Raw genomic sequence first — 23,910 nt, 5'->3', positions numbered from 1 at the left:
TCTCGCAGGACTTGGCAAAAGTCGTTGCATCTGGCTCCGATTAGGGATAAGACTGTAAATAGGACATCAGTCACATCTACGAACGAGGTATCGCCATGACTGCCCAGCAGCCGCACAATCCAGTGGACAAGATCGTGCACCATGGACTGCGCCTGGATCAGGATGCTGACCGCGGCCGCTATTCGCTGTGGCACGGATCCACATTCGTTGGCTTCTTGGGCTACCGCTTGGAAGATGGTGTGGCCACTATCCAGCACACCATCGTCAATGAGGAATTTGGCCGCCGCGGTTATGCCCGCGCCTTGGTGACCTTGGTGCTGGACCGCTTCCGCAATGAAGGATTGAAGATCATCCCCGAGTGCAGCTATGTCCAGGATTACCTGCGCCGTTATCCGGAGTACAACGACATGGTCGTTGACGCTGGCTAGTACGTGTCCACGACCCGCGTAGGTTTTCACACGTTTTTAGTCCTGCAAGGATGATCTGAACTAAACTGGGGTGCGTGAACATCGCGACCCCATACGAGACCCTGCTGCGCGACGTGCTGGAAAACGGCACTGCCAAAGAAGACCGCACCGGGACTGGAACCCTGTCGGTCTTTGGACGCCAGATCCGTTTCGATCTGCAGGATTCTTTCCCGCTGATCACTACCAAGCGCGTGCATTTCAAGTCCGTGGCAGCCGAACTGCTGTGGTTCCTGCGCGGTGAATCAAATGTGAAGTGGCTGCAGGACCAGGGCGTTCGCATCTGGAACGAATGGGCCGATGAAGATGGCGAACTCGGCCCGGTTTACGGTGTCCAGTGGCGCAGCTGGCCCACCCCAGAAGGTGGCTACATCGACCAGATCTCCCAGCTGGTGGACTCGCTGCGCAACAATCCAGACTCCCGCCGCCACATCGTCTCGGCATGGAATGTCGCAGAGATCCAGAATATGGCGCTGCCTCCATGCCACGTGTTCTTCCAGTTCTACGTAGCCGACGGAAAACTCTCCTGCCAGCTCTACCAGCGCAGTGCAGACATGTTCCTGGGCGTGCCTTTCAACATCGCTTCATACGCCCTGCTCACTGCCATGCTGGCTCACCAGCTGGATTTGGAGCCAGGCGAGTTCATTTGGACCGGCGGCGACGTGCACATCTATACCAACCACGTGGAACAGGTCAAGGAACAGCTCTCACGCGATCCTTACCCGTACCCGACCCTGAGCTTCAATTCCAAGCCGGCCTCGATCTTCAACTACACGCTGGAGGACTTCTCCATCAACGATTACCAGCACCACCCGACCATTAAGGGAACCGTCGCCGTATGACCCCCGCGCCTCGCCACGCACGCGCTCTCGAACCCCTGATTGGCGCCATCTGGGCCCAAGCTGAAAACGGCATCATCGGCGCCAATGGCACCATGCCCTGGCATGTTCCTGAGGACTTGGCCCACTTCAAGCGCACCACTGCCGGACACCCGGTCATCATGGGCCGTGCCACCTGGAATTCTTTTCCGGCGAAGTTCCGCCCGTTGCCCGGACGCACTAATCTCGTGCTCACCCGCGATGTCTCAGCCCACGAACAGCTGCGCCAAGATGGGGCTGAACCGGTATCCACCTTGGAAGAGGCCATTGCGCTGGCCAAGGCAAGCACCGGCGGTGAAGAGATCTGGATTATCGGCGGAGGCCAGGTCTATGCCCAGGCCTTGGAACTGCTGGACCTCGCGGTGATCACCAAGCTTGAGGTAGCGGCCCAGGGAGATACTTCCGCACCCCAGCTGACTGCCGACTTCGCCTTGGGCACCAGCGATCCCTCGCTAGATTCGGAAGCTGCCCGCTGGCACACTTCCTCCACCGGTACCCGCTACCGCTTTGAAACCTGGCTTCGCCAAAAGGACTAGAACGACCATGAAAAAATACATCGGAGAGCTAAAGCAGCACCCCGAAGCACTCTTCATTCTCGGATACATGCTTTTCCCGCTGTTGGCACTGGTCGTGGCCGTTCTCGGCTTCTTCATGGTGCTCGGTGGATACAAGCTCTTTGGCCTGATCCTGCTGCTGGTACCGACACAGATCTTCATCTTTGCAGCCATGTGGGCGATCAAGAACCGCAAGCTGCTCATTGAGAAGAAGTAATACTTATCCTGCACCGAACCACACCCGAAGCCTGCTGGCCCTCGGGTGTGGTTCTGCTTTAACTGCTGTAACGAACCGGGTGCTGGCAGCTAAACGCCTCTACCATTGATGTATGACTTCATCTGTTGGTTTTGTAGGTTACCGAGGCATGGTTGGCTCCGTGCTGATGCAGCGCATGCTCGATGAGGGCGACTTCGCGCAGATCGACCCGGTATTTTTCTCCACGTCCAATGCTGGCGGCCAGGCCCCGGCATTCGCCGAAGGCGCTGCGCCGCTGCAGGATGCATATGACATCCAGACGCTGGCCAAGCTGCCCATTATCGTCACGGCCCAGGGCGGGGACTACACCACCAAGGTCCATGCTCAGCTGCGCAATTCCGGCTGGGATGGCCTGTGGATCGATGCGGCTTCCACGCTGCGCATGAATGATGATTCGGTGATCGTGCTGGATCCGATCAACCGCAATGTCATTGACCAGTCGCTGGCCTCGGGCACCAAGGACTTCATCGGCGGCAACTGCACCGTCTCGTGCATGCTGATGGGCTTGGGCGGACTGTTCAAGAACGGTCTGGTCGAATGGAGCACCGCCATGACCTACCAGGCAGCCTCCGGTGGCGGTGCCCGCCACATGCGCGAACTGCTCACCCAGTTCGGCGACATCAACTCCCACGTCGCCTCCGAACTTGATGACCCGGCTTCAGCGATCCTGGAGATCGACCGCAAGGTCCTGGCAACACAGCGCGGCGGCTTGGACGCCACCCAGTTCGGCGTGCCGCTGGCCGGCTCGCTGATCCCGTGGATCGACGCAGATCTGGGCAACGGCCAGTCCAAGGAAGAGTGGAAGGCCGGGGTCGAGACCAACAAGATCCTGGGCAATTCCGCAGAGAACAAAGTCGTGGTGGACGGACTGTGCGTCCGCATTGGTGCGATGCGCTCGCACTCGCAGGCCCTGACCCTGAAGCTGACCGAAGACCTCCCGGTTTCGGAAATCGAGTCGCTGCTGGCAGCTGACAACGAATGGGCCAAGGTAGTTCCTAATACCAAGGAAGCCACCGTAGATGCGCTGACCCCAGTTGCCGCTTCTGGCACCTTGGACATCCCGGTAGGCCGCATCCGCAAACTGGAAATGGGCCCGGAGTACATCTCGGCCTTCACCGTAGGCGACCAGCTGCTGTGGGGTGCGGCCGAACCGCTGCGCCGCATGCTGGCTATCGCGCAGGGTCGTCTCTAGACTCCTCACGCATCCAAGAATTAAAAGGCACGGTCCGGAACAGTTTTTCTGTTCCGGACCGTGCCTTTTGGTCTAGGGCCTTGCCTTTAAGGATCAGCCAGCCCATTCATCGCGCAATACCGAGTAGATGATCTGGTCATGCCATCCACCGTCGCGCCACTGGGCTTGGCGGATCACTCCTTCGCGGGTGAAGCCGAGCTTTTCCAGGCAGCGTTGTTCAGCCGTGTTCTCGGCGGCCGTAGTGGCCTGGATGCGATGGCGCGGATAGTGCGTGAACAGGTAATCGACAAGCTGGCGCTGGGCTTGGGTGCCAAGGGACTTGCCCCGGTATTCCGGGAACAGGCCAATCGCGATTTCCCAGCAGGCCGAGGTGTTGGCCCTGCCCCAGGCTGTACTGGTGAACCAATCGGCCTTGCCGATCATCTGCTCCCCCAAGCTGATGGCCAGCGCCCCGTCAGCACTGCCAATCAGCTGGTCCTCGGCTATCCGGCGGCGCAGCTTGTTAGTGTCCCAGAAACCGAACCACTGCGAAGCGCCTGCTCCATGAAGCGACTGGAAATTCGCTTCCAGCAGGTCGATGTCCATCTGGCTGAGTTTGCGCAGGGAAAGTTCGGCCATGACCGCTCCTTTGTGAAGTTTAGAGGGACAGGCCAATCAGTAATGGCTCATTGACCAGTTCAATGCCGAAACGCTCAGCCACGCCTGCACGGACGGCTCGCGCAATAGCCAGAATGTCCTGTGCGGTTGCTTCGCCGCGGTTGGTGATCGCCAAGGTGTGCTTGGTGGACAGCGAGGCACGGCCCTGGGCCAGGGCGAAGCCCTCGGTGCCTTCCAGCCCGTAGCCCTTGGAGAACCCCGCCTGGTCGATCAACCAGGCTGCCGAGAGCTTGACGAAGCCTTCTTGCGCCACCGGGTAGTTCGGTGCGTTGTCCGGCAAGTTCTCCAGTATTTCTCTGGGCACAATCGGGTTGGTGAAAAAGGAGCCGGTGGAGTGCGAATCAGCATCCTGCCGGTCATAGACCATGCCCTTGGAACGGCGCAGTTCCAGAACTGTCTGGCGCACTTGGTGCGCGTCGGCGCGTTCGCCGGCTTCCACGCCCAGGCGGCGGGCGAGTTCGGCGTAGCGGATTGGTGCTGAGTCGTTGGAGCGTTCCAGTAAGAAGGCCACTTCCAGCACGACGTAGCGTGGGGAGCCGTTGGTGCTGGTGCGCTTGATCAGTGAATCGCGGTAGGCAAATTCCAGATCAGCATTTTGAAGCTTGATGACCTGCCCATTGTGCCGGTCATAGGCGCGGATCCAAGCCAAGGTCTGCGAGACGTCAGCACCATAGGCTCCGACGTTCTGCACCGGGGTGGCACCGGTGCACCCCGGGATGCCCGAGAGTGCTTCCAAGCCGCTCAGGCCTTCGGTGAGGCTGTATTCAACGGTGACGTCCCAGTTCTCGCCGGCTGCCGCACGCAGCAGGACTTTGCCGTTGGGCTGTTCGTCCAGGTGCAGTCCGCGGGTGGCAATCTGCACGCCCACACCTGGGTATCCTTCATCGCAGATCACCAGGTTAGAGCCACCGCCAATGAGCAGGACATCATTTCCTGCGTCATCTGCTGCCCCCACGGCGTGCGCCAATTCAGCTTCGCTGGTTGCGGTCACCAATTGCTGGGCTGGCCCGCCAACGCGGGTCGTGGTCAGATTCTTCAGCATTGCTTCAGTTTACTTTCCATAAAAAGACGAATGGGTGCACTCAGGCGTGCGATTCATGCCTTGTCTTGATCGCCGGTGCGGTATCCGGCGGTATTTGAAGACAGGCAGAAAGCCAGGACTATCAAGATCGAAATGGAGCCCAGGGCCGGCAGCAAGCCGATCAGTTCGGCAAGCAAGCCCAAGAGCGGTGGACCGCCCAGGAAGGCGCCGTAGCCGATGGTGGAGACTACCGATACGCGTGTTGCGGCATGGATTGGATCATCCGACGCCGCGCTCATGGCCAGCGGGAAAGTCAGGGCCACGCCCATGCCCCAGATCCCCAAGGCGACGAAGGCCAGCGGCAGGCTATTGCCAAAGGCGAAGAGCAGTACGCCCACCAGTGCGCTGATGGCGCTGGCACGGATCATCACCACCCGCCCCAGCCGCAGGATCAAGTCCCCGGAGAGCAGCCGGGTGAGGGTCATGGCGGTCACGAAGACGCCGTAGCCAATAGCTCCCACGCCTTCTTTGGTCCCATAGCCATCTACCAGTGCCATGGCGACCCAGTCTCCGGCTGCACCCTCGGCCAGGGCCATGCCCAACACCAGAACGCCAAGCAGCACCGTTTGTGGTTCGGTCCACGCCTTTTTCAGTGATGTACCACCACTGGTGCGCGGCACCCGGCTGAAGTCTTCGCCATAGAACCGGGTGCTGTAGAGGACGGTGAAGACAATGACCAGGCCCATGAAGCCGTAGTGGTACTGCAGCGGCAACTGTAGGCGGGCTCCAAGGGCCCCGGCGCCAGCACCAATCACGGTGCCGATGGAGAAGAATCCGTGCAGGGCAGGCATGATGCTCTTGCCTAGCGCGCGTTCCATCGCGGCTCCCTGGACGTTGGAAGCCACATTCCATGAAGCGGTTCCCAGCCCTTGGGTAAAGAGGAAGATGCCGCACATGATGGCGCTTCCAAAGACTCCGGCGCCGACGCCCACGAGGATCAGTGAGCTTCCGGCCAGGGTCGCGGCGATGCGCATGACGAGGGTGGCGCCAAGACGCAGAACCAGCTGTCCGGAGACGGCGACCGATAGGAAGGATCCGGCGCTCATGCACAGAAGCAGCAAGCCAACACTGGCGTGGTCCAGTTGCAGGGCGTCACGCACCGCGGGCAGCCGCGAAACCAGGGCCGAGATCAGCAGACCGCTGGCCAGGTAGGCTGCCATCAGCGCGTTGCGCCAGAGCGTTACTGGCTTCTGCGCATCACCGGAGAGTTGCATGCTTAGAGCTGTACCACGGCCTGGCACTTGAGCAGTACCTTGCTGTCGTTGGCCGAGACGGCCAAGTCGATGCGGGCGGTACGGGCTTCGGCATCCAGTGCTCCGACCTTGCCTTCTACCGAGATGGTGGTGCCTTCGTGATCCGTTGGGTTCGAGCCTTCAGGATCTTCGACGACCACTGGCTTGGTGAAGCGGGTCTGGTAGTCGATGACAGCTGCAGGGTTGCCTACCCAAGTGGAGACCAGTTCGATGACCGAGCCCATGGTGAACATGCCGTGGGCAATGACCGAGGGCAGTTCAACTTCCTTGGCGAAGCGCTCATTCCAGTGAATCGGGTTGAAGTCCCCCGAGGCACCTGCGTAGCGCACGAGGTCGGCGCGGTTGACCTGCACGGTGTGCGAACCAATGATCTGGCCCTTTTCGAGGCTTTCGAATTCAATCATGATCAGTCCTCTGCTCGTACCAGTAGCGATGAAGTGGTGGTGGCGATCTTATCGCCAGACACGGTGGTGATTTCTGCACGAGTGGTAATCATGGCACCGGCACCCATTTCGCGGACTTGGTCCACGTACAGCTCGGCGAGCAGTTCATCACCGGCAACGATAGGGCGGTGGTGGGTGAAGCGCTGGTCAGCATGCACCACGCGGGAGAAGTCAATGCCGCTGGCGGGGTCGGCGATCAGCTGAGCGTCGGCACGCTGGGCGATGATGATCGCAAAAGTTGGCGGGGCAACGACGTCATTGAAGCCCAGCTTGCGGGCGGCTTCTACATCGAAGTGCGCCGGACTAGTGGCTTTCACCGCGGTGGCGAATTCGCGGATTTTTTCGCGTCCTACTTGGTAGGACTGGCCGGCAGGGTAAATGCGCCCTACCAGGTCAGGGTTGATGCCCATGGATTCTCCTGAACGTTGTTCTTGGTGAGCGCAGTGCACCGGTCTGGATTCTGCTCCAGGTCCAGCCAGCTGGCCACGATGTGCAAATCTTGCCGGAGCTACTTCCCGGTCTCGGTAGAACGCTTTTTGGTGCGCGGCTTGTCCAGCCCGTTGGCGATGCGCCATGCACGGGCGTCCTTGGAACGCACTACCAATCCAGCGATGTGGCAGAGCATCCCGAGGACCATGATCCCGATAGCGATATACACCAGGGGCAGTGAAGGAATGTTTGCGCCGACGATAGCTAGGATGATGCCTGCGCCCATCACGCTTACCGCAATAAAGACGAGCTTCTTATAGAGCGAGGAAGCTGATTCCCAAGGAGTGTTGGTCATGGGTCAAGTCTAGTTCAGCACCCAGCGCCAGCTCTCATTGCGGGCGCGGTATTTCCGCGTGACTCCCCCGACAAACCATCTGCTCGGTGCGTGGCACGCTTAGAACAATGCGGATTGCTCTTCTTTGAAGTCACCATGCTGTTCTATGACTGCCACGGCGCGGGTTTTCAGCTCTGCGGCATCAAGCAAGCGCAGCGTGGTGTTCTCGCCGCTGTCGGCAAGGATGCTTTGCCCCAGCACCCCGCGGATACGCAGATTCACCGTGCTGCCCGGCAGCACGCTGCTCCACGCATGCAACGAACGGGAATCCCAGGCTTCAATGACCGGCTTGGCGAAGGAGGGCTGCTGCCAAAGTTCGTCGCGTAATTCAACGCCATAGGTGTCCAGTCCGCGCTGGGATCCGAGGAACTCCCGTGCACGTTCGGCAGCTTCAGAATTGATGGCGTCAAGCTGCGCGTAGTCCAGCTCCCAGCTGCTCAACCCCTTGATCTTTGATTTCTGCCGAACCTGCTGGCTCAGACCCACATGCTTAGTCACCAAATCTTCAAGAATTCGAATTGCCGCACCATCTGAGGCACGCGCAACATAGCGGGCAATGACCGCACCCTGCTGGGCCAGTCGGCTCCATTTGCTCTTCGTAGAGGTCGTTCCGACCTTGGTCACGCCATGGGCGAAGCTGGCGATATACAAGAAATGCGGCTGCTCCAGATATTTGCGCAGTCCCTCGGGAGCTTCACCGGTCTTGTGGAAATGGTGCATGAACTTCGTCTGGTCCATCCGGCGGCAGCGATCGCATTGGGTACCGGTGCGCAAGGCCTTGGTCTTAGGGCACGGCAAGGTGTTGCGTGAACCGTCCTTGTTCATCGTGACGTAGCCCAGGCAGAATTTGAGGTCGCCAATTTCCAGGCTCAGCACACGATTGGGTTCCAGATAATCGGTGCGCCAGTTTGCTGCTTGCCGCAGTCGAAGCATCGGCGCTGGCTCATGCTCGGAAAAGCTGATTCCGTGGCAAAGCTGCCGAAAGTCGCTAGCGAGTTCCATCAATACCTTTCCGCACAGTTACCCAGTCAACGATAGAGCACCGCTGCGCTGAACTCTAAAGTGCCTGCGAAGCGCCCCAAGAATCCAGTTGGCCAAATTCTCTACTTGTTCTTGCCTAATTCTTAGGAGGGCGCACTAGGCTGAAGTCCCAGTGAGTTCTACTTTGCTGGGATGAAAACTATTCGCAGAGGTGATTGAGAATTTCAGCCGAACACGATCAGGAGTCTCACGCAGCGCTTGCGGCTCCCCTTGCAAAGCAAGCAACACCTGCCGAGCTCCAGGAAATGGCACAAGCGTTCCATCACGATTTCCAGCGTTTCATGATGGAGTACCAATTCGCCGTCGATGAAATGCTGACTAAAGTTTCAATTCTGCGTGAAGAGTTCTTGTATCTGCATAAATACAACCCGATCGAGCATGTTTCTTCACGGGTGAAAACTCCTGAAAGCATCATGCGCAAGGTGAGCAAGCGGAATATCGCTCCGTCCTTGCCGATCATTCGGGAAAATATTAGTGATATTGCTGGAGTGCGCATCACCTGCAGCTTCGTGAAGGACATCTACAAGGTCTTGAACACGCTAACTTCTCAAAGTGATCTGAAGGTCATCCAGATCAAGGATTACATCAAGAATCCAAAATCCAACGGTTACAAGAGCGTGCACGCGATTATCGAGATTCCGGTGTTCTTGTCCGACGGGCCGGTCAATGTTGTCGTTGAAGTGCAGATCCGCACAATTGCCCAAGATTTCTGGGCCAGCTTGGAACATAAGATTTTCTATAAGTATGAAGGGGACGTTCCAGCCCGTCTTGCGGACGAGCTTGCTGAAGCGGCCGCAATCGCCACGACCTTGGACATGCGAATGCAACGGCTGCATACCGAAGTCCATGGCCACGATGCCGACCACGACGGTGCCAGCCACACTGATTTCGACAACACGGCAATCGACAATCTCTTGTCGTTGGCCAGGGAATCAAGCGCGGAGAAGCGCAAGTCCACCGGGTCAAAAAGCTAGTTCCCGCCCATACGGTGCTCCCGGTAATTTCTTGTGTTCGGTTACCGCGGTTTGCCCAAGCAGAACCACTGCTCGAATCCAGAAGTTTCCTCCCACAAAAGTAGGATTTACAAGACGCATATTAATTCATAGAGTGGGAATATCCGGGCATGAGGCTGGACATCACCCCCTCAAGCAACTTGGAACATTCATGAACCCTTGGGACCACGACCGCGCAGTATAGTTTTTCGATTCGAGGCGGCAGGCATTAGTTAGGGGCATTCGATGAGCAAAGCAGCACGCGAAATGGCAATCTTGACGTTGGCTCTCCTGGCAGCACTTCTCATCGTGGTATCCGATGAACCAATCTATGGCCTCTTGCTTGGCAGCTGGGCTTTGATGGGGTGGTTCTGGTTCCGCGACAAACAGCAAAAAGTCACTGTGGATGCCAGTGATCTTGACCCGAAAGATGTCAAAGCCTACCGGCAGCAGCACCGCGGCGCGACGATAAGCGATGCAGTCAACGCACTGGGCAAGCCAAAGCCATAAGAAGCGATCTTCACCTGCCAGGTGATTCACAAACGAATCACTTGGCAGGCAAGCAAGCAGGCGAAAAATTCAAGAATTCTCCAGACCTTACTTAGGGGCCCGATTTGTCCTGAGTGCCTGAAATCCAAAAAAGACCCACAGCAAAAGCTGCGGGTCTTCATTTGGTAGCGGCGCCGGGACTCGATCCCGGGACCTCACGATTATGAGTCGTGCGCTCTAACCAGCTGAGCTACGCCGCCACAAGTGAGAAGCAATCCAGTAGAAGCCAAGAAAGCTTCTCACTCAGAGCCCCCTGCCGGAATCGATCCGGCGACCTCGTTCTTACCAAGAACGCGCTCTACCACTGAGCTAAGGGGGCAACGAGTAAATACTCTACACGGATTTCCCAGCAAAGAAAAATCGGCCAACTCGCCCATAGGAATGGCCCATCCAAAACGAATAAGGCCTAGTCAGTGCTAATTTACATGCAGGGCCCATGCGACGTAGAACTATGAGTGGCACAAAAAGGGCTTGGGTGACGATGCTCACTTTGGTAATTCCCTGGGCTCACTAGCGCTTTTGCACTAGACCGCATGCCTCGAACGATGATCAGGTGACTTTGCCCAGCAACCGTCCTGACGCCCGACGGGAAACCCGTTCCCATCGGCAGCAAACCCCTGCACGAAGCCGCGGTGGGCGCCCGGAGCATCAAAGCAAGAAAAAGATCTTTTCTAAGATGCTGAATGCCTCAAATTCCTTTCACTACCCAGCTAATTTCACACTCGGGTATCTATGCACCAAACGCAACCTGAGTAGTGATGTTGTGACGTCAGCAACAAATTCTCAGCGGATTTTGCAAACCTTAAAAACCTGTGTAAAGTATTTACCTGTTGCCCCCTTAGCTCAGTGGTAGAGCGCGTTCTTGGTAAGAACGAGGTCGCCGGATCGATTCCGGCAGGGGGCTCGAAATAAGAGAGACAATCTGATTGCAGATTGTCTCTCTTTTCGTTTCCCCAAAAGTTTCTCCCACTACGCCCCACAGCAGCCTGTTTCCCAGCTGCCAGCGAGAGTGAAACCACTTCCCATCTTCTGGACCGCTGCTTCTTCACATCCATAATTTGTGCAGCGCTGCTGTCTTTTCTGGCAGAAATCGTGCTAAGTTGATCGCGACCACACGGGTGCCCTGGCAAGGGCTGAGATCGGACTATCGCCGTCCGCGACCGTTGAACCTGTCCGGGTAATGCCGGCGAAGGAAGTGAGTTTCCCCAGTGGAACAATTTGAACAGCACCTTGCCCACACCCTTGCCTACCGCGTGTCTGAGGGAATTTCCGTTCCCGTCACCCAGATCCAATTGGCTGGCTCCCCCAATGGCGAGCTAAATGAACCGTTGCAGGTGTATCGCACCAGCGGACCGGGAAGCGAACCCACCCAAGGATTGCAGCCTTTCCGCGAACCGTGGATCCTGGAACGCGGGGATGTGGAAACCTATGAGGGTCGAGAACGCAATCTGCACGATGACGGACGCTCTGCGGTTCGCAGAGGCACCGCCAGCGCAGAGTGGGCCGGACGCTCGGCGCCTCCGCGAAGGGCCGTCAGCGCAGCCCGTGTGACCCAGATGCACTATGCCCGGGCCGGGATCATCACCCCGGAAATGCGCTATGTTGCCATACGCGAAGAATGCGATGTCGAACTGGTGCGCAGCGAGCTTGCGGCCGGCCGGGCCATCATCCCGGCGAACATAAACCACCCGGAATCCGAGCCGATGATCATCGGCAAGGCCTTCTTGGTGAAAATCAATGCGAATATCGGCAATTCGGCGGTGACCAGCTCCATCGCCGAGGAAGTCTCCAAGCTGCAGTGGGCAGCCAAGTGGGGTGCGGACACGGTCATGGATCTGTCCACCGGAGATGACATCCACACCACCCGCGAGTGGATCATCCGCAATTCGCCGGTGCCCATCGGCACCGTGCCGATCTACCAGGCTCTGGAGAAGGTCAATGGCGAAGCTAATGAACTGACGTGGGAGATCTTCCGGGACACCGTCATTGAGCAGTGCGAGCAGGGCGTGGACTACATGACCATCCACGCCGGAGTGCTGCTGCGCTACATCCCGCTGACCGCCAACCGCGTCACCGGCATGGTCTCGCGCGGCGGGTCCATCATGGCAGGCTGGTGCTTGGCGCACCATCAGGAGAATTTCCTCTACACCCACTTCGATGAGCTGTGCGAGATCTTCGCGCAGTACGATGTGGCGTTCTCGCTGGGCGACGGGCTGCGCCCTGGTTCCATTGCGGATGCCAATGACGCCGCCCAGTTCGCCGAGCTGGACACCTTGGCAGAGCTGACCAAGCGCGCCTGGAAGTACGACGTTCAGGTGATGGTGGAAGGACCGGGGCATATCCCGTTCCACCTGGTGCGCGAGAATGTGGAGCGCCAGCAGGAACTGTGCGATGGGGCTCCGTTCTACACGCTGGGCCCGCTGGTCACCGATATCGCTCCGGGCTACGACCACATCACCAGCGCCATCGGCGCCACCGAGATCGCCCGCTACGGCACCGCGATGCTCTGCTACGTCACTCCCAAGGAGCATCTGGGACTGCCTAACCGGGATGATGTGAAAACCGGCGTCATCACCTACAAGATCGCCGCGCACGCCGCAGATCTGGCCAAGGGCCACCCTGGGGCCACGGCTCGCGATGATGCGTTGAGCAAGGCGCGCTTCGAGTTCCGCTGGCATGACCAGTTCGCGCTGTCCCTGGACCCGGTCACAGCCCAGGAATTCCATGACGAGACGCTGCCGGCCGAACCAGCCAAGACCGCGCATTTCTGCTCCATGTGCGGGCCGAAGTTCTGTTCCATGCGCATTTCCCAGGATATCCGTGACGAGTACGGATCCGCCGAGGCCCAAGCCGCGCTGGCCGGGATGGCGCAGAAGAGCAGGCAGTTCTTGGAAAGCGGCGGCACGGTCTACCTCGGGGACCAGATCCCGTTGGGAAGCCCGGCCCCGTAAGCGGGCTCCGGTTAACGGAAAACGCCCTCGGAGCAAGCTTCATGCTTGCCCCGAGGGCGTTATCTAATGCTGTTCAGCTAGTGTGCGACAGGCTTAGTAGTCGCGACGTCCACCGCTACGGCCCGAATCGCTGTAGCGATCCTTGCCGCCGCGTCCGCCGCCGCCGAAGCCGCCACGTCCGCCACCACGGCCACCGCCGAAGCCGCCACGTCCGCCGCCACTGCGACCGCCACCGAAGCCGCCGCCACGGCCGCCGCGGAAGCCACCGCGGTCGCCGTCGTCTTCACGACGTGGGCTGCGGCCATTGTCGAGCTCGAGCTCAATGGCTTCGCCGCCGATGCGGGTCTTGGACAGTGCACGCCACTGGTCCTTGGTCAGCTCGGCTGGCAGCTCGACCAGGGTGTGGTCCGAACGGATCTCGATGCCGCCGATTTCCGAAGAATCGAAGCCACCTTCGTTAGCCAGTGCGCCAACGATCGAGCCTGGCTGCACGCGGTTGCGGCGGCCAACGGCCAGACGGTACATGGCGTTGCCTTCAGCAGCGGTCTTGCGGGCACGTGGACCACGATCGCCACGCTCACCGCGTTCGCCGCCTCGCTCTGGGCGATCCATGCGGGCCTTCTTCGAAGGCGACATGACTGGTTCGGTCATCAGCAGCGGGCGACCGCCCTGAGCCATCAGAGCCAGCGCAGCTGCGATTTCCAGCTGATCCAGGTCTTCGTGCTCGGAAGCGAACTTCTCCACGATTTCGCGGAAGGTAGTCAGGTCCTGGCCGCTGATGGTCTTGTCGATGCGATCGGTGAACTTCTGGATACGGCGGTCGTTGACCGAATCCAGCGAAGGCAGCTGCATCTGGGTCACCGGCTGGCGGGTAGCCTTCTCGATGGCACGCAGCAAGTACTTCTCGCGTGGGGTCATGAACAAGATCGCGTCGCCCTTGCGGCCGGCACGGCCGGTACGGCCGATGCGGTGCACGTACGACTCGGTGTCATGCGGGATGTCGAAGTTCACAACGTGGGAAATGCGCTCTACGTCAAGTCCGCGAGCGGCCACGTCGGTTGCAACCAGGATGTCGATCTTGCCCGAGCGCAAGTTCTCGATGGTGCGCTCGCGCTGCTGCTGCGGGATGTCGCCGTTGATGGCGGCAGCGGTGAAGCCACGAGCCTTCAACTTGTCAGCCAGGTCCTCGGTAGCCATCTTGGTACGTACGAAGGCGATAACGCCTTCGAAGGTCTCGGATTCCAGGATGCGGGTCATGGCGTCAAGCTTGTGGGCGCCCATCACCTGCAGGTAGCGCTGGGTGATGTTGGTGCCGGTGGACTGCTTGGACTTCACGGCAACTTCCTGCGGGTTGCGCAGGTATTCCGACGCGATGCGGCGGATGGTGCGTGGCATGGTGGCCGAGAACAGGGCAACCTGCTTGTCCTCTGGGGTGGCTTCCAAGATCTTGTCGACCTCTTCGGCGAAGCCCATGCGCAGCATTTCGTCGGCCTCATCAAGGACAACGTACTGCAGGTTGGACAGGTCCAAGGAACCCTTGTTGATGTGGTCGATTACGCGACCTGGGGTACCAACGACTACCTGGGCGCCACGGCGCAGGCCGTTGAGCTGCGGGCCGTATGGCGAGCCACCGTACACTGGCAGAACGGTGAAGTTCGGCAGGTACTTGGCGTAGGAAGTGAAAGCCTCGGCTACCTGGAGGGCCAACTCGCGGGTTGGAGCCAGAACCAGGATCTGAGGGGTCTTGGCTGGACCATTGGTGTCAGCCAGTTCTGCCATGCGGGACAGGGCAGGAAGTGCGAAAGCAGCGGTCTTACCGGTACCGGTCTGAGCCAGACCGACAACGTCGCGGCCTTCGAGAAGCAGTGGGATGGTTGCTGCCTGGATTGGCGATGGCTTTTCGTAGCCAAGGTCGGCAAGCGATGCAAGCACGCGGGCATCCAGACCAAGTTCGGAGAAGAGCACAGTTGGCTCTTCTGGGGTCTGGTTGTCGTCGGTGTTTACGGGCATGTCAGAAGACACGAAGAATTACCTCATTCGTTTGGGGATAGGCCTTGGCCGTCCCAAAAGAAACGACGTATAGGCTGCACAGTCAGATACAAGTCACGCTCATCAAGCGCTCCCCTATGACATAAAGACCCGCACACACTTTGCGGAAAATACAACACGAGAAGGCTCCGGCCTCAAAAATTGGGCTGGATGCGAGAGGGATACCCTGATGTTCGCGAACACTTAATGCTAGCTTGAACCCACCACTATTGTCAGTGTCCAGAGCGTGTGAGATCGGGCACCGCGCTGGAACACGTAGGGTTGTACATGTGAAGAAACCACTTTTTCCACGACGTCCCAACGAGCCAACCCCCGGCGGATTATTCATCGCCCAAATGCTATGGCTCCTAGCCGGAGTGCTTTTTCTCGGCTTCGGCGGCTTCCTGGTTCATGAGCATACCCAGCAGTCCACCATGGGCTTCGCGGTCATTGCACTGATCATCCTTTTTGCCGCCGCCGGCCTGGCCTGCTGTGTGCTGGGTTACCGCTTATTCACCGGAGACCGGGCAGCACGCACCCAATTGTCCTGGGTCGGACTGATCACCGCACTGCCGTTGCTGCTGCGATTCGGCCGTTATTCGATCCTGGCGGCCATCATCATGTTCAGCGTGGTGCTGATGTGGATGCCTGCAAGCAACAAGTACTTCAAGATCGTAGATCCCAAGCCCGCCAAGCCCCGCCGGTAGGCAGGCCACCAGCAAGCAGGCTGCACAACTGAAAGAACAAAGGACCTGAGGTCCGCTTGCCCGTTAGGCAGCGGAACTCAGGTCCTTTGGCTTTGGCCTTAGAGGTTGGTGAAGGCCTTTTCCAGATCCTCAATCAGATCGGCCGGGTCTTCAATGCCAACCGAGAGGCGCAGCAGGTTCACTGGAACTGCCAGCTCGGTGCCCTTCACCGAAGCGTGGGTCATCTCCGATGGGTAGTTCATCAGCGATTCGATGCCACCTAGGGATTCAGCCAGGGTGAACAGCTTGGTGCTCTCGGCAATCTTGCGAGCTGCTGCTTCGCCGCCGTTGAACTGCACCGAGACCATGCCGCCGAAGCCGGACATCTGCTTCTTGGCGATCTCGTGGCCGGGGTGGTCTTCGAAGCCCGGGTAGAGCACGCGCTCCACTTCGCTGCGATCGCGCAACCACCCGGCAACCTGTGCGGCGTTCTCCGAGTGGGCACGCATGCGCACGCCCAGGGTCTTCAGCCCGCGGGTAGTCAAGAAGGCGTCCATTGGGCCCGAGACCGCACCGACGGCGAACTGGATGAAGCCGATCTTTTCTGCCAGCGCCGCATCCTTGACGATCACTGCACCGCCGACCACATCGGAGTGGCCGCCAATGTACTTGGTGGTCGAGTGGACCACGATGTCAGCGCCCAAGGTCAGCGGCTGCTGCAGGAATGGGCTGGCGAAGGTGTTGTCCACGACCAGCAGCGCGCCGCCGGCGTGGGCGATTTCAGCGACCTTGGCGATGTCGGTGATGGTCATCATCGGGTTCGATGGGGTTTCAACCCAGACCAGCTTGGCCTTGTTCTTTTCGATGGCGGCAGCCAGCGCTGCTTCATCAGCCATGTTCACTGGGGTGTTGCCGATGCCCCAGTCGCCCAGCACGCGGTCGATCAGGCGGAAGGTTCCGCCGTAGGCGTCGTTGCCCAGCACGATGTGGTCACCGGGACGCAGAATCGCACGGATCAGCGAGTCCTCGGCGGCCAGGCCGGAGCTGAAGGAGAAAGCGTGGTTGCCGAACTCGGCGCCAGCAAGCTGTGCCTGCAACGCGTCGCGGGTCGGGTTGGTGCCGCGGCCATACTCGTAGCCGTTGCGCAGGCCGCCGATGCCGTCCTGGGCGTAGGTCGAGGAGAAGTGCAGCGGTGGAACTACAGCACCGGTGACCGGCTCGAATTCCTGGCCCGCATGGACAAAGCGGGTGTTTGCTCCCTGATGGTTTTCAGTCATCGATATCAATCCTTTGAGGTGTTGTCTCTAGCGGGTGGAGTAGGCCAATAGATCAGCTGCGGTAGCTGCGGCGATCACTTCGCCGCCCTTGGTCAGCAAGACCGCGGGATGGCTCTTGAGCAGTTCTTGGGCATGTTCGGCGGTGTCTGCAGTGCCGATCAGCGGCATCGGCAGATCACCTAGGTCCGCCAGGGTGCTGGTTGGTTCTGCGCCGGAGAGCAGTGCATCGGTGATGTCCCCTGCCCCGATGACCCCACGGATTTCTCCGATACGGGCCGGAAGCGGTGCAGCAGAAACCACCAGTGCGTCATCGCCCTGTTCGCGCAGTGCCTTGGCAGCCTCAGCCAGGGTGGTTTCCAAGGTTACGGTGCCAGTGCCCTGCTTGGCCAGAGCGGCGCCGATGAAGTCCAGTGCGGAGTATTCATCGGTAGTGAAGCCCTGGTCCAGCATCCACTGGTCGTTGAAGATCTTAGCCAGGTAGCCGCGGCCGCCATCCGGAGCGATCACCACGACGACGTCATCTTCGCCCAGGTCCTTGGCCACGCGCAATGCGGCAACCACGGCCATGCCCGAGGAACCGCCCAGCAGCAGGCCTTCTTCCTTGGCCAGACGGCGGGTCATTTCAAATGATTCCGCGTCGGTGACTGGTTCGACAACATCCGGGACGGATGGGTCGTAGTTCCCCGGCCACATGTCTTCGCCCACGCCTTCAACGAAGTACGGGCGGCCGGTGCCACCGGAGTAGACCGAGCCATCGGGGTCCGCGGCGATGATCTTGACCGGGCCCGAGGCGCGGTCGGCGGAGATCTGCTTGAGATAACGTCCGGTGCCGGTGATGGTGCCGCCGGTGCCGGCGCTGATTACTGCGTGGGTCAGCTTGCCTTCGGTGTCATTCCAGATTTCCGGGCCGGTGGTTTCGAAGTGGCTATCGGGTGCGCCGGGATTGGAGAACTGGTCCGGCTTGTAGGCGCCGTCAATCTCGGTGACCAGACGGTCCGAAACTCCGTAGTAGGACTGGGGCGAATCCGGGGCGACTGCGGTTGGGGTGACAACGACCTTGGCACCGTAGGCACGCAATACGTCGCGCTTTTCTTCGCCCACCTTATCCGGGGTGACGAAAATGGTGTCGTAGCCCTTGAGCTGGCCGACCATGGCCAAACCAACACCGGTGTTGCCGCTGGTTGGTTCCACGATGGTTCCGCCGGGCTTGAGCTGGCCGGATTCTTCGGCGCGCTCGACCATCTTCAATGCGATGCGGTCCTTGATGGAACCGCCCGGATTCAAGTACTCAAGTTTCACCAACACGGTGGCTTTGATTCCGTCGGTGACTCGATTGAGCTTCACCAGCGGGGTATTGCCGATCAGATCTAGAACTGTGGACGCATACTTCATGTCAAGAACTTTACCGGCGTACGTCATACATGTCGTTCCGGTACGTAGCGAAACGTCACGCAGTGGACGAAGAGTTTTCTCCAGTGCTAGCGGCAGCGGGCCCGCGTTTCTGTGGGGCGGACGCTATAAGATGCGAATTATGGAGAAGTCGTTGAGCGTCCAGTACGACCCGAAGCGCCCGGTATCGCTGCTCAAGACTTTGGGAATCCTGCGCCGTGGCCTGGGTGATCCGACCATCCGCTTATCGGCCACCGAGGCGTGGCTAGCTTTTGCCACACCCTTGGGAGATGCCTCATTGCATTTGCACAAGCCTTCAACCAGCTCGCCTGCGGCATTGCAGGCGTGGGGCCCGGGAGCACAGTGGGCTTTGGAGTCTGCGCCGAATTTGCTGGGCGCTTTGGATGACTGGAGCGATTTTGACCAGGGAATCAAAGAAGGAAGATTCCCGCAGATCGTTGCGCGTACCCGACTGGAACATCCCGATGCGGTATTGCCCACTACCGGGCGGATCTTCGAGCACGCGGCAGGTGCGATCTTGGAACAACGGGTAACCGGAATTGAAGCTAATCATGCGTGGCGTTGGATAATCCGCCATCTAGGACACCGCGCTCCCGGTCCGGTACCCGAAGGGCTGATGATTTTTCCCGAACCGCACCGGTTGGCATCCATGAAGCGATGGGACTGGCAAAAGGCGAGGGTGGAAGCCCAACGAGCCAACACCATGGGACGCCTGGTGCAGGTGGCGCATAGTTTGCAGTGGTGGGCTGGCCAACCAATTGACCAGGTCAAACCTGCGGCAATGCCTCCGGGAACGTTGGCGGCCGCTTTGGCTTCGGTGCCCGGTATTGGGCCATGGACCATTGCCGAAACTTTGCAACGCTCCCATGGAGCCGGTGACTTTATTTCGGTGGGTGATTACCATCTTGCCGATTTTGTTGGCCAGGTGCTGACCGGAAAACGAATCAGTGATTCGCAAATGCTGGAATTATTGGCACCCTACGCCCCGCATCGTCAACGCGTCGTGCGGATGCTGATGCTTTCGGGGCAGAAAAAACAAAGCTTCGGACCCCGCTACGCGCCGTTGGATCACCGGCGGCGCTAAGGAGTCCGAAGCTAGAAAGGATACTTAGGAATCAGCCTGTGCGGCTTCTTCAGCAATCTGCTTATGCACTTCGCTCATGTCGATGCCCTTGACTGCGGTGACAAGGTCTTCGAGCTGGGTCTGGTTCAGCGCACCAGCCTGCGAGAACACGAGGACGTTTTCGCGGAAAGCCATGATGGTTGGAATCGAGGTGACATTCGCGGCGCGGGCCAAGCCCTGCTCTGCTTCGGTATCCACCTTGGCAAAAACTACATCGCTGAACTTCTCGGAAGTCTGCTCGTAAACCGGCGCAAAATTACGGCATGGTCCGCACCAAGCTGCCCAGAAGTCCACCAGGACGATGTCGTTCTCATCAATCAGCTGCGCGAATTCGTCTTCGCTCACATTTTTCGTTGCCATGGTTATACGGTAGCCGATCCTTATTTGAAATATGTAGAAAGGTGATCTTGGTTGGACCCGGGAATAAAAACAATGCCGGTAGCCATGCATACCTTCCGTATGCAAAAAACTCCCGGATCCTAAGATCCGGGAGTTATTTTGTGGCAGATACTGGATTCGAACCAGTGAAGGCGTTGCCAGCTGATTTACAGTCAGCCCCCTTTGGCCACTCGGGTAATCTGCCGAGTACGTTCGCTTCAAGAACATTTGCTCTTGTCGGAACGAGAAATAACTCTACAGGAGATTTTCGATGTTGTGAAATCGAGAAGGGTGTTTTTGCTGTAAGCCTGATCACACCCCAAATTCAGAGGGTAAAACCGGTAGGCTATGAATCGAATCAGACCCGTTTCAACTAGGAGTATTCACATGGCTAGTGATTCCACATTCGACGTCGTAAGCAAGGTTGATAGCCAGGAAGTCGCCAACGCGATGAACCAGGCTCAGAAGGAAATCGTACAGCGCTACGATTTCAAGGGCATTGGCGCTGAAGTTGATTTCAGCGGCGAGAAGATCCTGATGAAGGCCAACTCGGAAGAGCGCGTGAACGCAGTGCTCGATGTCTTCCAGTCCAAGCTGGTCAAGCGCGGCATTTCCTTGAAATCCCTGGATGCCGGCGAGCCATTCGCCTCGGGCAAGGAATACCGCATTGAGGCAAGTATCAAGGAGGGCATCGCCCAGGATGTTGCCAAGAAGATCAACAAGTTGATTCGCGATGAGGCTCCTAAGGGCGTCAAGTCCACCATCCAGGGTGACGAGCTGCGAGTATCTTCGAAGTCCCGCGATGATCTGCAGGCCACCATGGCTCTGCTGCGTGACTTCGAGGAAGCCGACCTGCAGTTCGTGAATTTCCGCTAAGACTCACCGTGCGCCATTAAGCGCATCGCACAGCGAGGGCTGTTTCCCACGGCAATTGGGAAACAGTCCTCGCTGTTCTTTTTAGGTGGCGCCTGAGCGCCTCGTTCAGGAGTTCTCGTCGCTCTGGTAGTTCCGCTGATTCGATTTCGCTTCTTGGCGGGCTTTCTTCCTAAAGTATTTTTCGCGAGTCTTGTCGCGGGCACGAGATTTGATCTGCGCAACGTCGTCGGCGAAATATTCTTTCGTCATTGCCTTGAATTCACTGAACCGGGCTTGTTCTTCTTCAGGTGTCGGCCCCTTTTCCCACAGCTTGAGCCAGAAAATCTCTGCCGCATTGCAAACCGCAATCAGGCTTGCCGCCAAAAGGCTGTCGTGCATCGAGCCGGTGAGTGCGTAGGACGCCACGAAACTGATCACCAGCCCCGCAGTAAACGGAAGAACAGCAAAGGGCACTCCCCCAGGGTTCGACCGGCCTTCTTTCAGGACCATTGGCCTGGCGATGATGGCACCAACGATTTCCGAGACGATGTAGGAAATCACCAAGCAAAGAGCGATCCTGCCGAAATCGGTGTCCAGGGTGATCCACCACGAGCAAATCCATGCCAGAACCAAGGCGATCAGGCACTTGATGGCACCTGTTGTCAGTTGGCCGGTGATGGCCCATGCCAGACTCGGCAAACGTGCTTGTTCAGGACCTGGCATACTGCTCCTTCTTCAACACCTGTACGTGCTCGTTGTGCTTTTCTCTGACCATCGAATCACATCACATCACCCGTGCATGGCTAGGTAAGTAGGCGAGCCGCAAATCGTTGTGACGCTCGAAGCCAGAAGTCCTTCCTTATTCAGGAAGAGCGCATTAAAACGGAGGAAGGCCGAACCCTGCGTTGCAAGCAGGATGCGGCCTTCAGCATCAAGACGATGTTTGGCTCAGTACTGGCGTCCGCCAGCCATCGCCTCAAGACGTGCGATGCGATCTTCCATCGGAGGGTGGGTGGAGAACATGCGCTTGAGACGCGAACCGAACGGGTTGGCGATCATCAGGTGCGAGCTGTTTACCAGCTTCTGGTCATTAGAAGCCAGCGGAGCCTGGCTGATTCCGGATTCCAGTTTGCGCAGCGCACTGGCCAGCGCCAGCGGATCATTGGTCAGCTTGGCACCATCTTCATCCGCATCGTATTCACGGGTGCGGCTTACGGCCATCTGGATGATGGAAGCTGCCAGTGGCGCCAGCAGCGAAAGTGCAATCAAGGCAATTGGATTCACACCGCGGTTATTGCCTCCGCCGCCGAAGAACATCAGGAACTGGGCAACGGAGGTGATCACACCGGCGATTGCCGCAGCAACGGAGGAGGTCAGGATATCGCGGTTGTACACGTGCATCAGCTCGTGGCCCAGCACTCCGCGCAGCTCGCGCTCATCCAGAAGCTGCAAGATGCCTTCGGTGCAGCACACTGCCGAGTTCTGTGGATTGCGGCCCGTAGCGAATGCATTTGGCGAAGCAGTGGGCGAGACATACAGGCGCGGCATCGGCTGCTGCGCGTTCATCGACAGCTCGCGCACGATGCGGTACATGCCGGGCTGCTGCTGTTCGGTGACCGGGTAGGCATGCATCGAGCGCAGGGCCAGCTTGTCGCTGTTCCAATAGCTGTATGCGGTGCTTGCAAGGCCAATCAGCGCGAAAATCCAGATGAACATCGACCGTCCGGTACCGGCGGCGATCAGCGATCCGATAGCCAGCAGCAAGGCGATCATTCCGCCCATCAAGAAGGCGGTTTTCAGTCCGTTGTTATGTCCATGCACGGTGAGGTACTCCCTTAATGAAGCAAGCCAAGTTGGTGTTCTCTAGTCTAGTCAACGTCTGGAATTCCGGTTGTGTTCCGGTGAAAAGATCACATGAAGGTGTGGCGTTGCCGGCATCGAGAGCCTAGGGGAATATTCCAACCGCGTTGACGTTGTACTTTTAAGCTGTGGTCCCGCATTTTATTTTCCGTCCGGGCCACGACCCCGATCCACATCGTGTCTGAAAGTGTGCGCTCTGCATGTCCTTAAGTACCGCTAAACCGATCCGCTCCGAACACAGTTACGGGCTGATCCAAGGCACCGCCGCGTACCTGATTTGGGGCATGCTCCCAGCTTATTTCCTGCTGCTGCCCGCAATCTCGGCTTTCGAGTTCGTTGGCGTGCGAGTGATTTACTCGCTGATATTCTGCCTGTTGCTGTTGGCGTTCACCGGACAGTTCAAGCAGTTCGCGAAGATGTTCAAGGATTCCAAGACCATGTGGCAGCTGGGGCTGGCCAGCGTGCTGATTGCCGCGAACTGGGTACTCTACGCGTTGGCTGTGCTGACCGGCCATGTCTTGGAAGCGTCACTGGGCTACTTCATCAATCCCATTGTGGCGATCCTTCTGGGGGTGATTGTCCTGAAGGAAAAGTTGCGCTCGTTGCAGTGGGTTGCTGTCGCCGTAGCCACCGTTGCGGTCATCGTCCTGACCGTTGGCCTAGGCCGGGTGCCGTGGATTTCCCTCGGCTTGGCTTTCTCCTTCGGGTTCTACGGCTTGGTGAAGAACAAAGTGGGGCAAAGCGGCACTGCGCTGGGCTCGTTGACCATTGAAACCCTGTGGCTGACTCCATTGGCCATTGCCTATCTGATCTGGCTGGCCGTTAACGGGCAGTCAGCATTATTCTCCGCAGATGTCCCCGGGCATCTGCTCTTGGCCGCCAGCGGCATCATCACCGCTGTTCCACTGCTGCTCTTCGGCGGGGCGGCACGCCGACTGCCGTTGAGCACGGTGGGATCCTTGCAGTTCCTCGCCCCGCTATTGCAGTTCATCTTGGGCTTGGTGGTCTTCGGCGAGCATATGCCTTTTGAACGCTGGGTCGGCTTTGGCTTGGTGTGGGTCGCGGTGATTTTTGTCCTCGTGGACATGCTGCGCACTCCACGGGTTGGGCCCATGCCCGAACCGAAAAAACTGGCCTGATAACCGGGCGGTCTGCAGCG

25 protein-coding genes, 4 tRNA genes and 1 riboswitch are annotated in these 23,910 nt (G+C 58.6%); of the genes, 13 read left to right on the top strand and 16 right to left on the bottom strand.

The features are described from left to right. The first annotated feature begins 95 nt into the window (after positions 1 to 95). The 5 genes from AB4Y71_RS03470 (at position 96) to asd (ending at position 3,344) form a co-directional block, all read left to right on the top strand. A complete protein-coding gene (locus tag AB4Y71_RS03470; RefSeq protein ID WP_441717997.1) occupies positions 96 to 428 on the top strand; it encodes a GNAT family N-acetyltransferase in 333 nt (110 codons plus the stop codon). Between the two features lie 74 nt (positions 429 to 502). Further along, positions 503 to 1,306: a thymidylate synthase gene (locus tag AB4Y71_RS03465; protein ID WP_441717994.1), complete on the top strand. Its 804-nt coding sequence runs from the start codon at positions 503 to 505 to the stop codon at positions 1,304 to 1,306. Then, a complete protein-coding gene (locus AB4Y71_RS03460) occupies positions 1,303 to 1,878 on the top strand; it encodes a dihydrofolate reductase (protein ID WP_441717992.1) in 576 nt (191 codons plus the stop codon). The genes AB4Y71_RS03465 and AB4Y71_RS03460 overlap by 4 nt, the downstream gene beginning before the upstream one ends. A gap of 7 nt (positions 1,879 to 1,885) precedes the next feature. Further along, positions 1,886 to 2,113 (top strand): NF038396 family protein, encoded by a 228-nt coding sequence (locus AB4Y71_RS03455; protein WP_013349723.1) that lies wholly within the window; start codon positions 1,886 to 1,888, stop codon positions 2,111 to 2,113. Between the two features lie 112 nt (positions 2,114 to 2,225). Then, positions 2,226 to 3,344, top strand: a complete 1,119-nt coding sequence (gene asd / locus AB4Y71_RS03450; protein ID WP_441717989.1) for an aspartate-semialdehyde dehydrogenase — start codon at positions 2,226 to 2,228, stop codon at positions 3,342 to 3,344. Between the two features lie 93 nt (positions 3,345 to 3,437). Here asd and AB4Y71_RS03445 read toward each other — a convergent pair whose 3' ends face one another. The 7 genes from AB4Y71_RS03445 to AB4Y71_RS03415 form a co-directional block, all read right to left on the bottom strand. Next, positions 3,438 to 3,962 carry a GNAT family N-acetyltransferase gene (locus AB4Y71_RS03445; RefSeq protein ID WP_013349725.1) on the bottom strand — a complete coding sequence of 175 codons (525 nt, stop codon included), beginning with the start codon at positions 3,960 to 3,962 and terminating at the stop codon, positions 3,438 to 3,440. 19 nt (positions 3,963 to 3,981) lie between these two features. Next, on the bottom strand, positions 3,982 to 5,043 hold the full coding sequence (locus tag AB4Y71_RS03440; protein ID WP_134779714.1) for a UDP-N-acetylmuramate dehydrogenase: 1,062 nt from the start codon (positions 5,041 to 5,043) through the stop codon (positions 3,982 to 3,984). Positions 5,044 to 5,096: 53 nt separating this feature from the next. Continuing rightward, complete coding sequence (locus AB4Y71_RS03435) at positions 5,097 to 6,296, bottom strand: MFS transporter (protein ID WP_134779713.1); 1,200 nt, start codon at positions 6,294 to 6,296, stop codon at positions 5,097 to 5,099. Between the two features lie 2 nt (positions 6,297 to 6,298). Then, positions 6,299 to 6,739 carry a MaoC family dehydratase gene (locus tag AB4Y71_RS03430; RefSeq protein ID WP_102597328.1) on the bottom strand — a complete coding sequence of 147 codons (441 nt, stop codon included), beginning with the start codon at positions 6,737 to 6,739 and terminating at the stop codon, positions 6,299 to 6,301. A gap of 2 nt (positions 6,740 to 6,741) precedes the next feature. Beyond that, positions 6,742 to 7,188, bottom strand: a complete 447-nt coding sequence (locus AB4Y71_RS03425) for a MaoC family dehydratase N-terminal domain-containing protein (protein WP_013349729.1) — start codon at positions 7,186 to 7,188, stop codon at positions 6,742 to 6,744. A 98-nt stretch (positions 7,189 to 7,286) separates the two neighbouring features. After that, a complete protein-coding gene (locus AB4Y71_RS03420; protein WP_013349730.1) occupies positions 7,287 to 7,562 on the bottom strand; it encodes a hypothetical protein in 276 nt (91 codons plus the stop codon). A gap of 99 nt (positions 7,563 to 7,661) precedes the next feature. Continuing rightward, complete coding sequence (locus AB4Y71_RS03415) at positions 7,662 to 8,603, bottom strand: DUF2797 domain-containing protein (RefSeq protein ID WP_441717985.1); 942 nt, start codon at positions 8,601 to 8,603, stop codon at positions 7,662 to 7,664. Positions 8,604 to 8,797: 194 nt separating this feature from the next. Between AB4Y71_RS03415 and AB4Y71_RS03410 the strand changes: the two genes are divergently transcribed. Both AB4Y71_RS03410 and AB4Y71_RS03405 read left to right on the top strand, forming a co-directional pair. After that, complete coding sequence (locus AB4Y71_RS03410) at positions 8,798 to 9,616, top strand: GTP pyrophosphokinase (protein WP_441717982.1); 819 nt, start codon at positions 8,798 to 8,800, stop codon at positions 9,614 to 9,616. A 264-nt stretch (positions 9,617 to 9,880) separates the two neighbouring features. Further along, positions 9,881 to 10,144, top strand: a complete 264-nt coding sequence (locus AB4Y71_RS03405) for a hypothetical protein (RefSeq protein ID WP_134779711.1) — start codon at positions 9,881 to 9,883, stop codon at positions 10,142 to 10,144. 162 nt (positions 10,145 to 10,306) lie between these two features. Here AB4Y71_RS03405 and AB4Y71_RS03400 read toward each other — a convergent pair. Further along, positions 10,307 to 10,383: transfer RNA gene (locus AB4Y71_RS03400), tRNA-Met, on the bottom strand. Between the two features lie 47 nt (positions 10,384 to 10,430). Beyond that, a tRNA-Thr gene (locus AB4Y71_RS03395) sits at positions 10,431 to 10,502 on the bottom strand. Between the two features lie 513 nt (positions 10,503 to 11,015). On the opposite strand from AB4Y71_RS03395, the gene AB4Y71_RS03390 reads away from it, so the two are divergent. Then, a tRNA-Thr gene (locus AB4Y71_RS03390) sits at positions 11,016 to 11,087 on the top strand. Between the two features lie 200 nt (positions 11,088 to 11,287). Further along, positions 11,288 to 11,395, top strand: a riboswitch (TPP riboswitch). Beyond that, entirely contained in the window at positions 11,392 to 13,134 is a 1,743-nt protein-coding gene (thiC, locus tag AB4Y71_RS03385; protein WP_441717979.1) for a phosphomethylpyrimidine synthase ThiC, read from the top strand. It overlaps the preceding riboswitch by 4 nt. Before the next feature lie 93 nt (positions 13,135 to 13,227). On the opposite strand, the gene AB4Y71_RS03380 is transcribed toward thiC, so the two are convergent. Then, positions 13,228 to 15,144: a DEAD/DEAH box helicase gene (locus AB4Y71_RS03380; RefSeq protein WP_193057675.1), complete on the bottom strand. Its 1,917-nt coding sequence runs from the start codon at positions 15,142 to 15,144 to the stop codon at positions 13,228 to 13,230. 308 nt (positions 15,145 to 15,452) lie between these two features. Between AB4Y71_RS03380 and AB4Y71_RS03375 the strand changes: the two genes are divergently transcribed. Continuing rightward, complete coding sequence (locus tag AB4Y71_RS03375; protein WP_013349736.1) at positions 15,453 to 15,869, top strand: hypothetical protein; 417 nt, start codon at positions 15,453 to 15,455, stop codon at positions 15,867 to 15,869. A 98-nt stretch (positions 15,870 to 15,967) separates the two neighbouring features. Here AB4Y71_RS03375 and AB4Y71_RS03370 read toward each other — a convergent pair whose 3' ends face one another. Both AB4Y71_RS03370 and AB4Y71_RS03365 read right to left on the bottom strand, forming a co-directional pair. Continuing rightward, on the bottom strand, positions 15,968 to 17,125 hold the full coding sequence (locus tag AB4Y71_RS03370) for a cystathionine gamma-synthase (protein WP_134779707.1): 1,158 nt from the start codon (positions 17,123 to 17,125) through the stop codon (positions 15,968 to 15,970). Positions 17,126 to 17,152: 27 nt separating this feature from the next. After that, positions 17,153 to 18,517 (bottom strand): pyridoxal-phosphate dependent enzyme, encoded by a 1,365-nt coding sequence (locus tag AB4Y71_RS03365; RefSeq protein WP_102597321.1) that lies wholly within the window; start codon positions 18,515 to 18,517, stop codon positions 17,153 to 17,155. A 139-nt stretch (positions 18,518 to 18,656) separates the two neighbouring features. Between AB4Y71_RS03365 and AB4Y71_RS03360 the strand changes: the two genes are divergently transcribed. After that, positions 18,657 to 19,619 carry a DNA-3-methyladenine glycosylase family protein gene (locus AB4Y71_RS03360; RefSeq protein WP_013349739.1) on the top strand — a complete coding sequence of 321 codons (963 nt, stop codon included), beginning with the start codon at positions 18,657 to 18,659 and terminating at the stop codon, positions 19,617 to 19,619. Positions 19,620 to 19,643: 24 nt separating this feature from the next. On the opposite strand, the gene trxA is transcribed toward AB4Y71_RS03360, so the two are convergent. Then, positions 19,644 to 20,018, bottom strand: a complete 375-nt coding sequence (trxA, locus tag AB4Y71_RS03355) for a thioredoxin (protein ID WP_013349740.1) — start codon at positions 20,016 to 20,018, stop codon at positions 19,644 to 19,646. A gap of 141 nt (positions 20,019 to 20,159) precedes the next feature. After that, positions 20,160 to 20,241: transfer RNA gene (locus AB4Y71_RS03350), tRNA-Tyr, on the bottom strand. Positions 20,242 to 20,423: 182 nt separating this feature from the next. On the opposite strand from AB4Y71_RS03350, the gene AB4Y71_RS03345 reads away from it, so the two are divergent. After that, on the top strand, positions 20,424 to 20,912 hold the full coding sequence (locus tag AB4Y71_RS03345; protein ID WP_013349742.1) for a YajQ family cyclic di-GMP-binding protein: 489 nt from the start codon (positions 20,424 to 20,426) through the stop codon (positions 20,910 to 20,912). A 105-nt stretch (positions 20,913 to 21,017) separates the two neighbouring features. Here the strand turns inward: AB4Y71_RS03345 and AB4Y71_RS03340 are convergent, their stop codons facing one another. After that, complete coding sequence (locus AB4Y71_RS03340; protein ID WP_441717976.1) at positions 21,018 to 21,614, bottom strand: hypothetical protein; 597 nt, start codon at positions 21,612 to 21,614, stop codon at positions 21,018 to 21,020. Positions 21,615 to 21,839: 225 nt separating this feature from the next. Next, the gene (gene htpX, locus AB4Y71_RS03335) at positions 21,840 to 22,712 is read right to left on the bottom strand and encodes a zinc metalloprotease HtpX (RefSeq protein WP_102597318.1); all 873 of its coding nucleotides are present in this window, start codon (positions 22,710 to 22,712) and stop codon (positions 21,840 to 21,842) included. Positions 22,713 to 22,951: 239 nt separating this feature from the next. On the opposite strand from htpX, the gene rarD reads away from it, so the two are divergent. After that, positions 22,952 to 23,890 (top strand): EamA family transporter RarD, encoded by a 939-nt coding sequence (rarD, locus tag AB4Y71_RS03330; protein WP_441717973.1) that lies wholly within the window; start codon positions 22,952 to 22,954, stop codon positions 23,888 to 23,890. Positions 23,891 to 23,910 lie beyond the last annotated feature (20 nt).

It is taken from the genome of Glutamicibacter sp. MCAF14 (genome assembly GCF_052114325.1).
GTDB classification, from domain to species: domain Bacteria; phylum Actinomycetota; class Actinomycetes; order Actinomycetales; family Micrococcaceae; genus Glutamicibacter; species Glutamicibacter arilaitensis.
The sequence above is the reverse complement of the archived record's forward strand: the minus strand, read 5'-3'. Positions and strand labels throughout refer to the sequence as shown.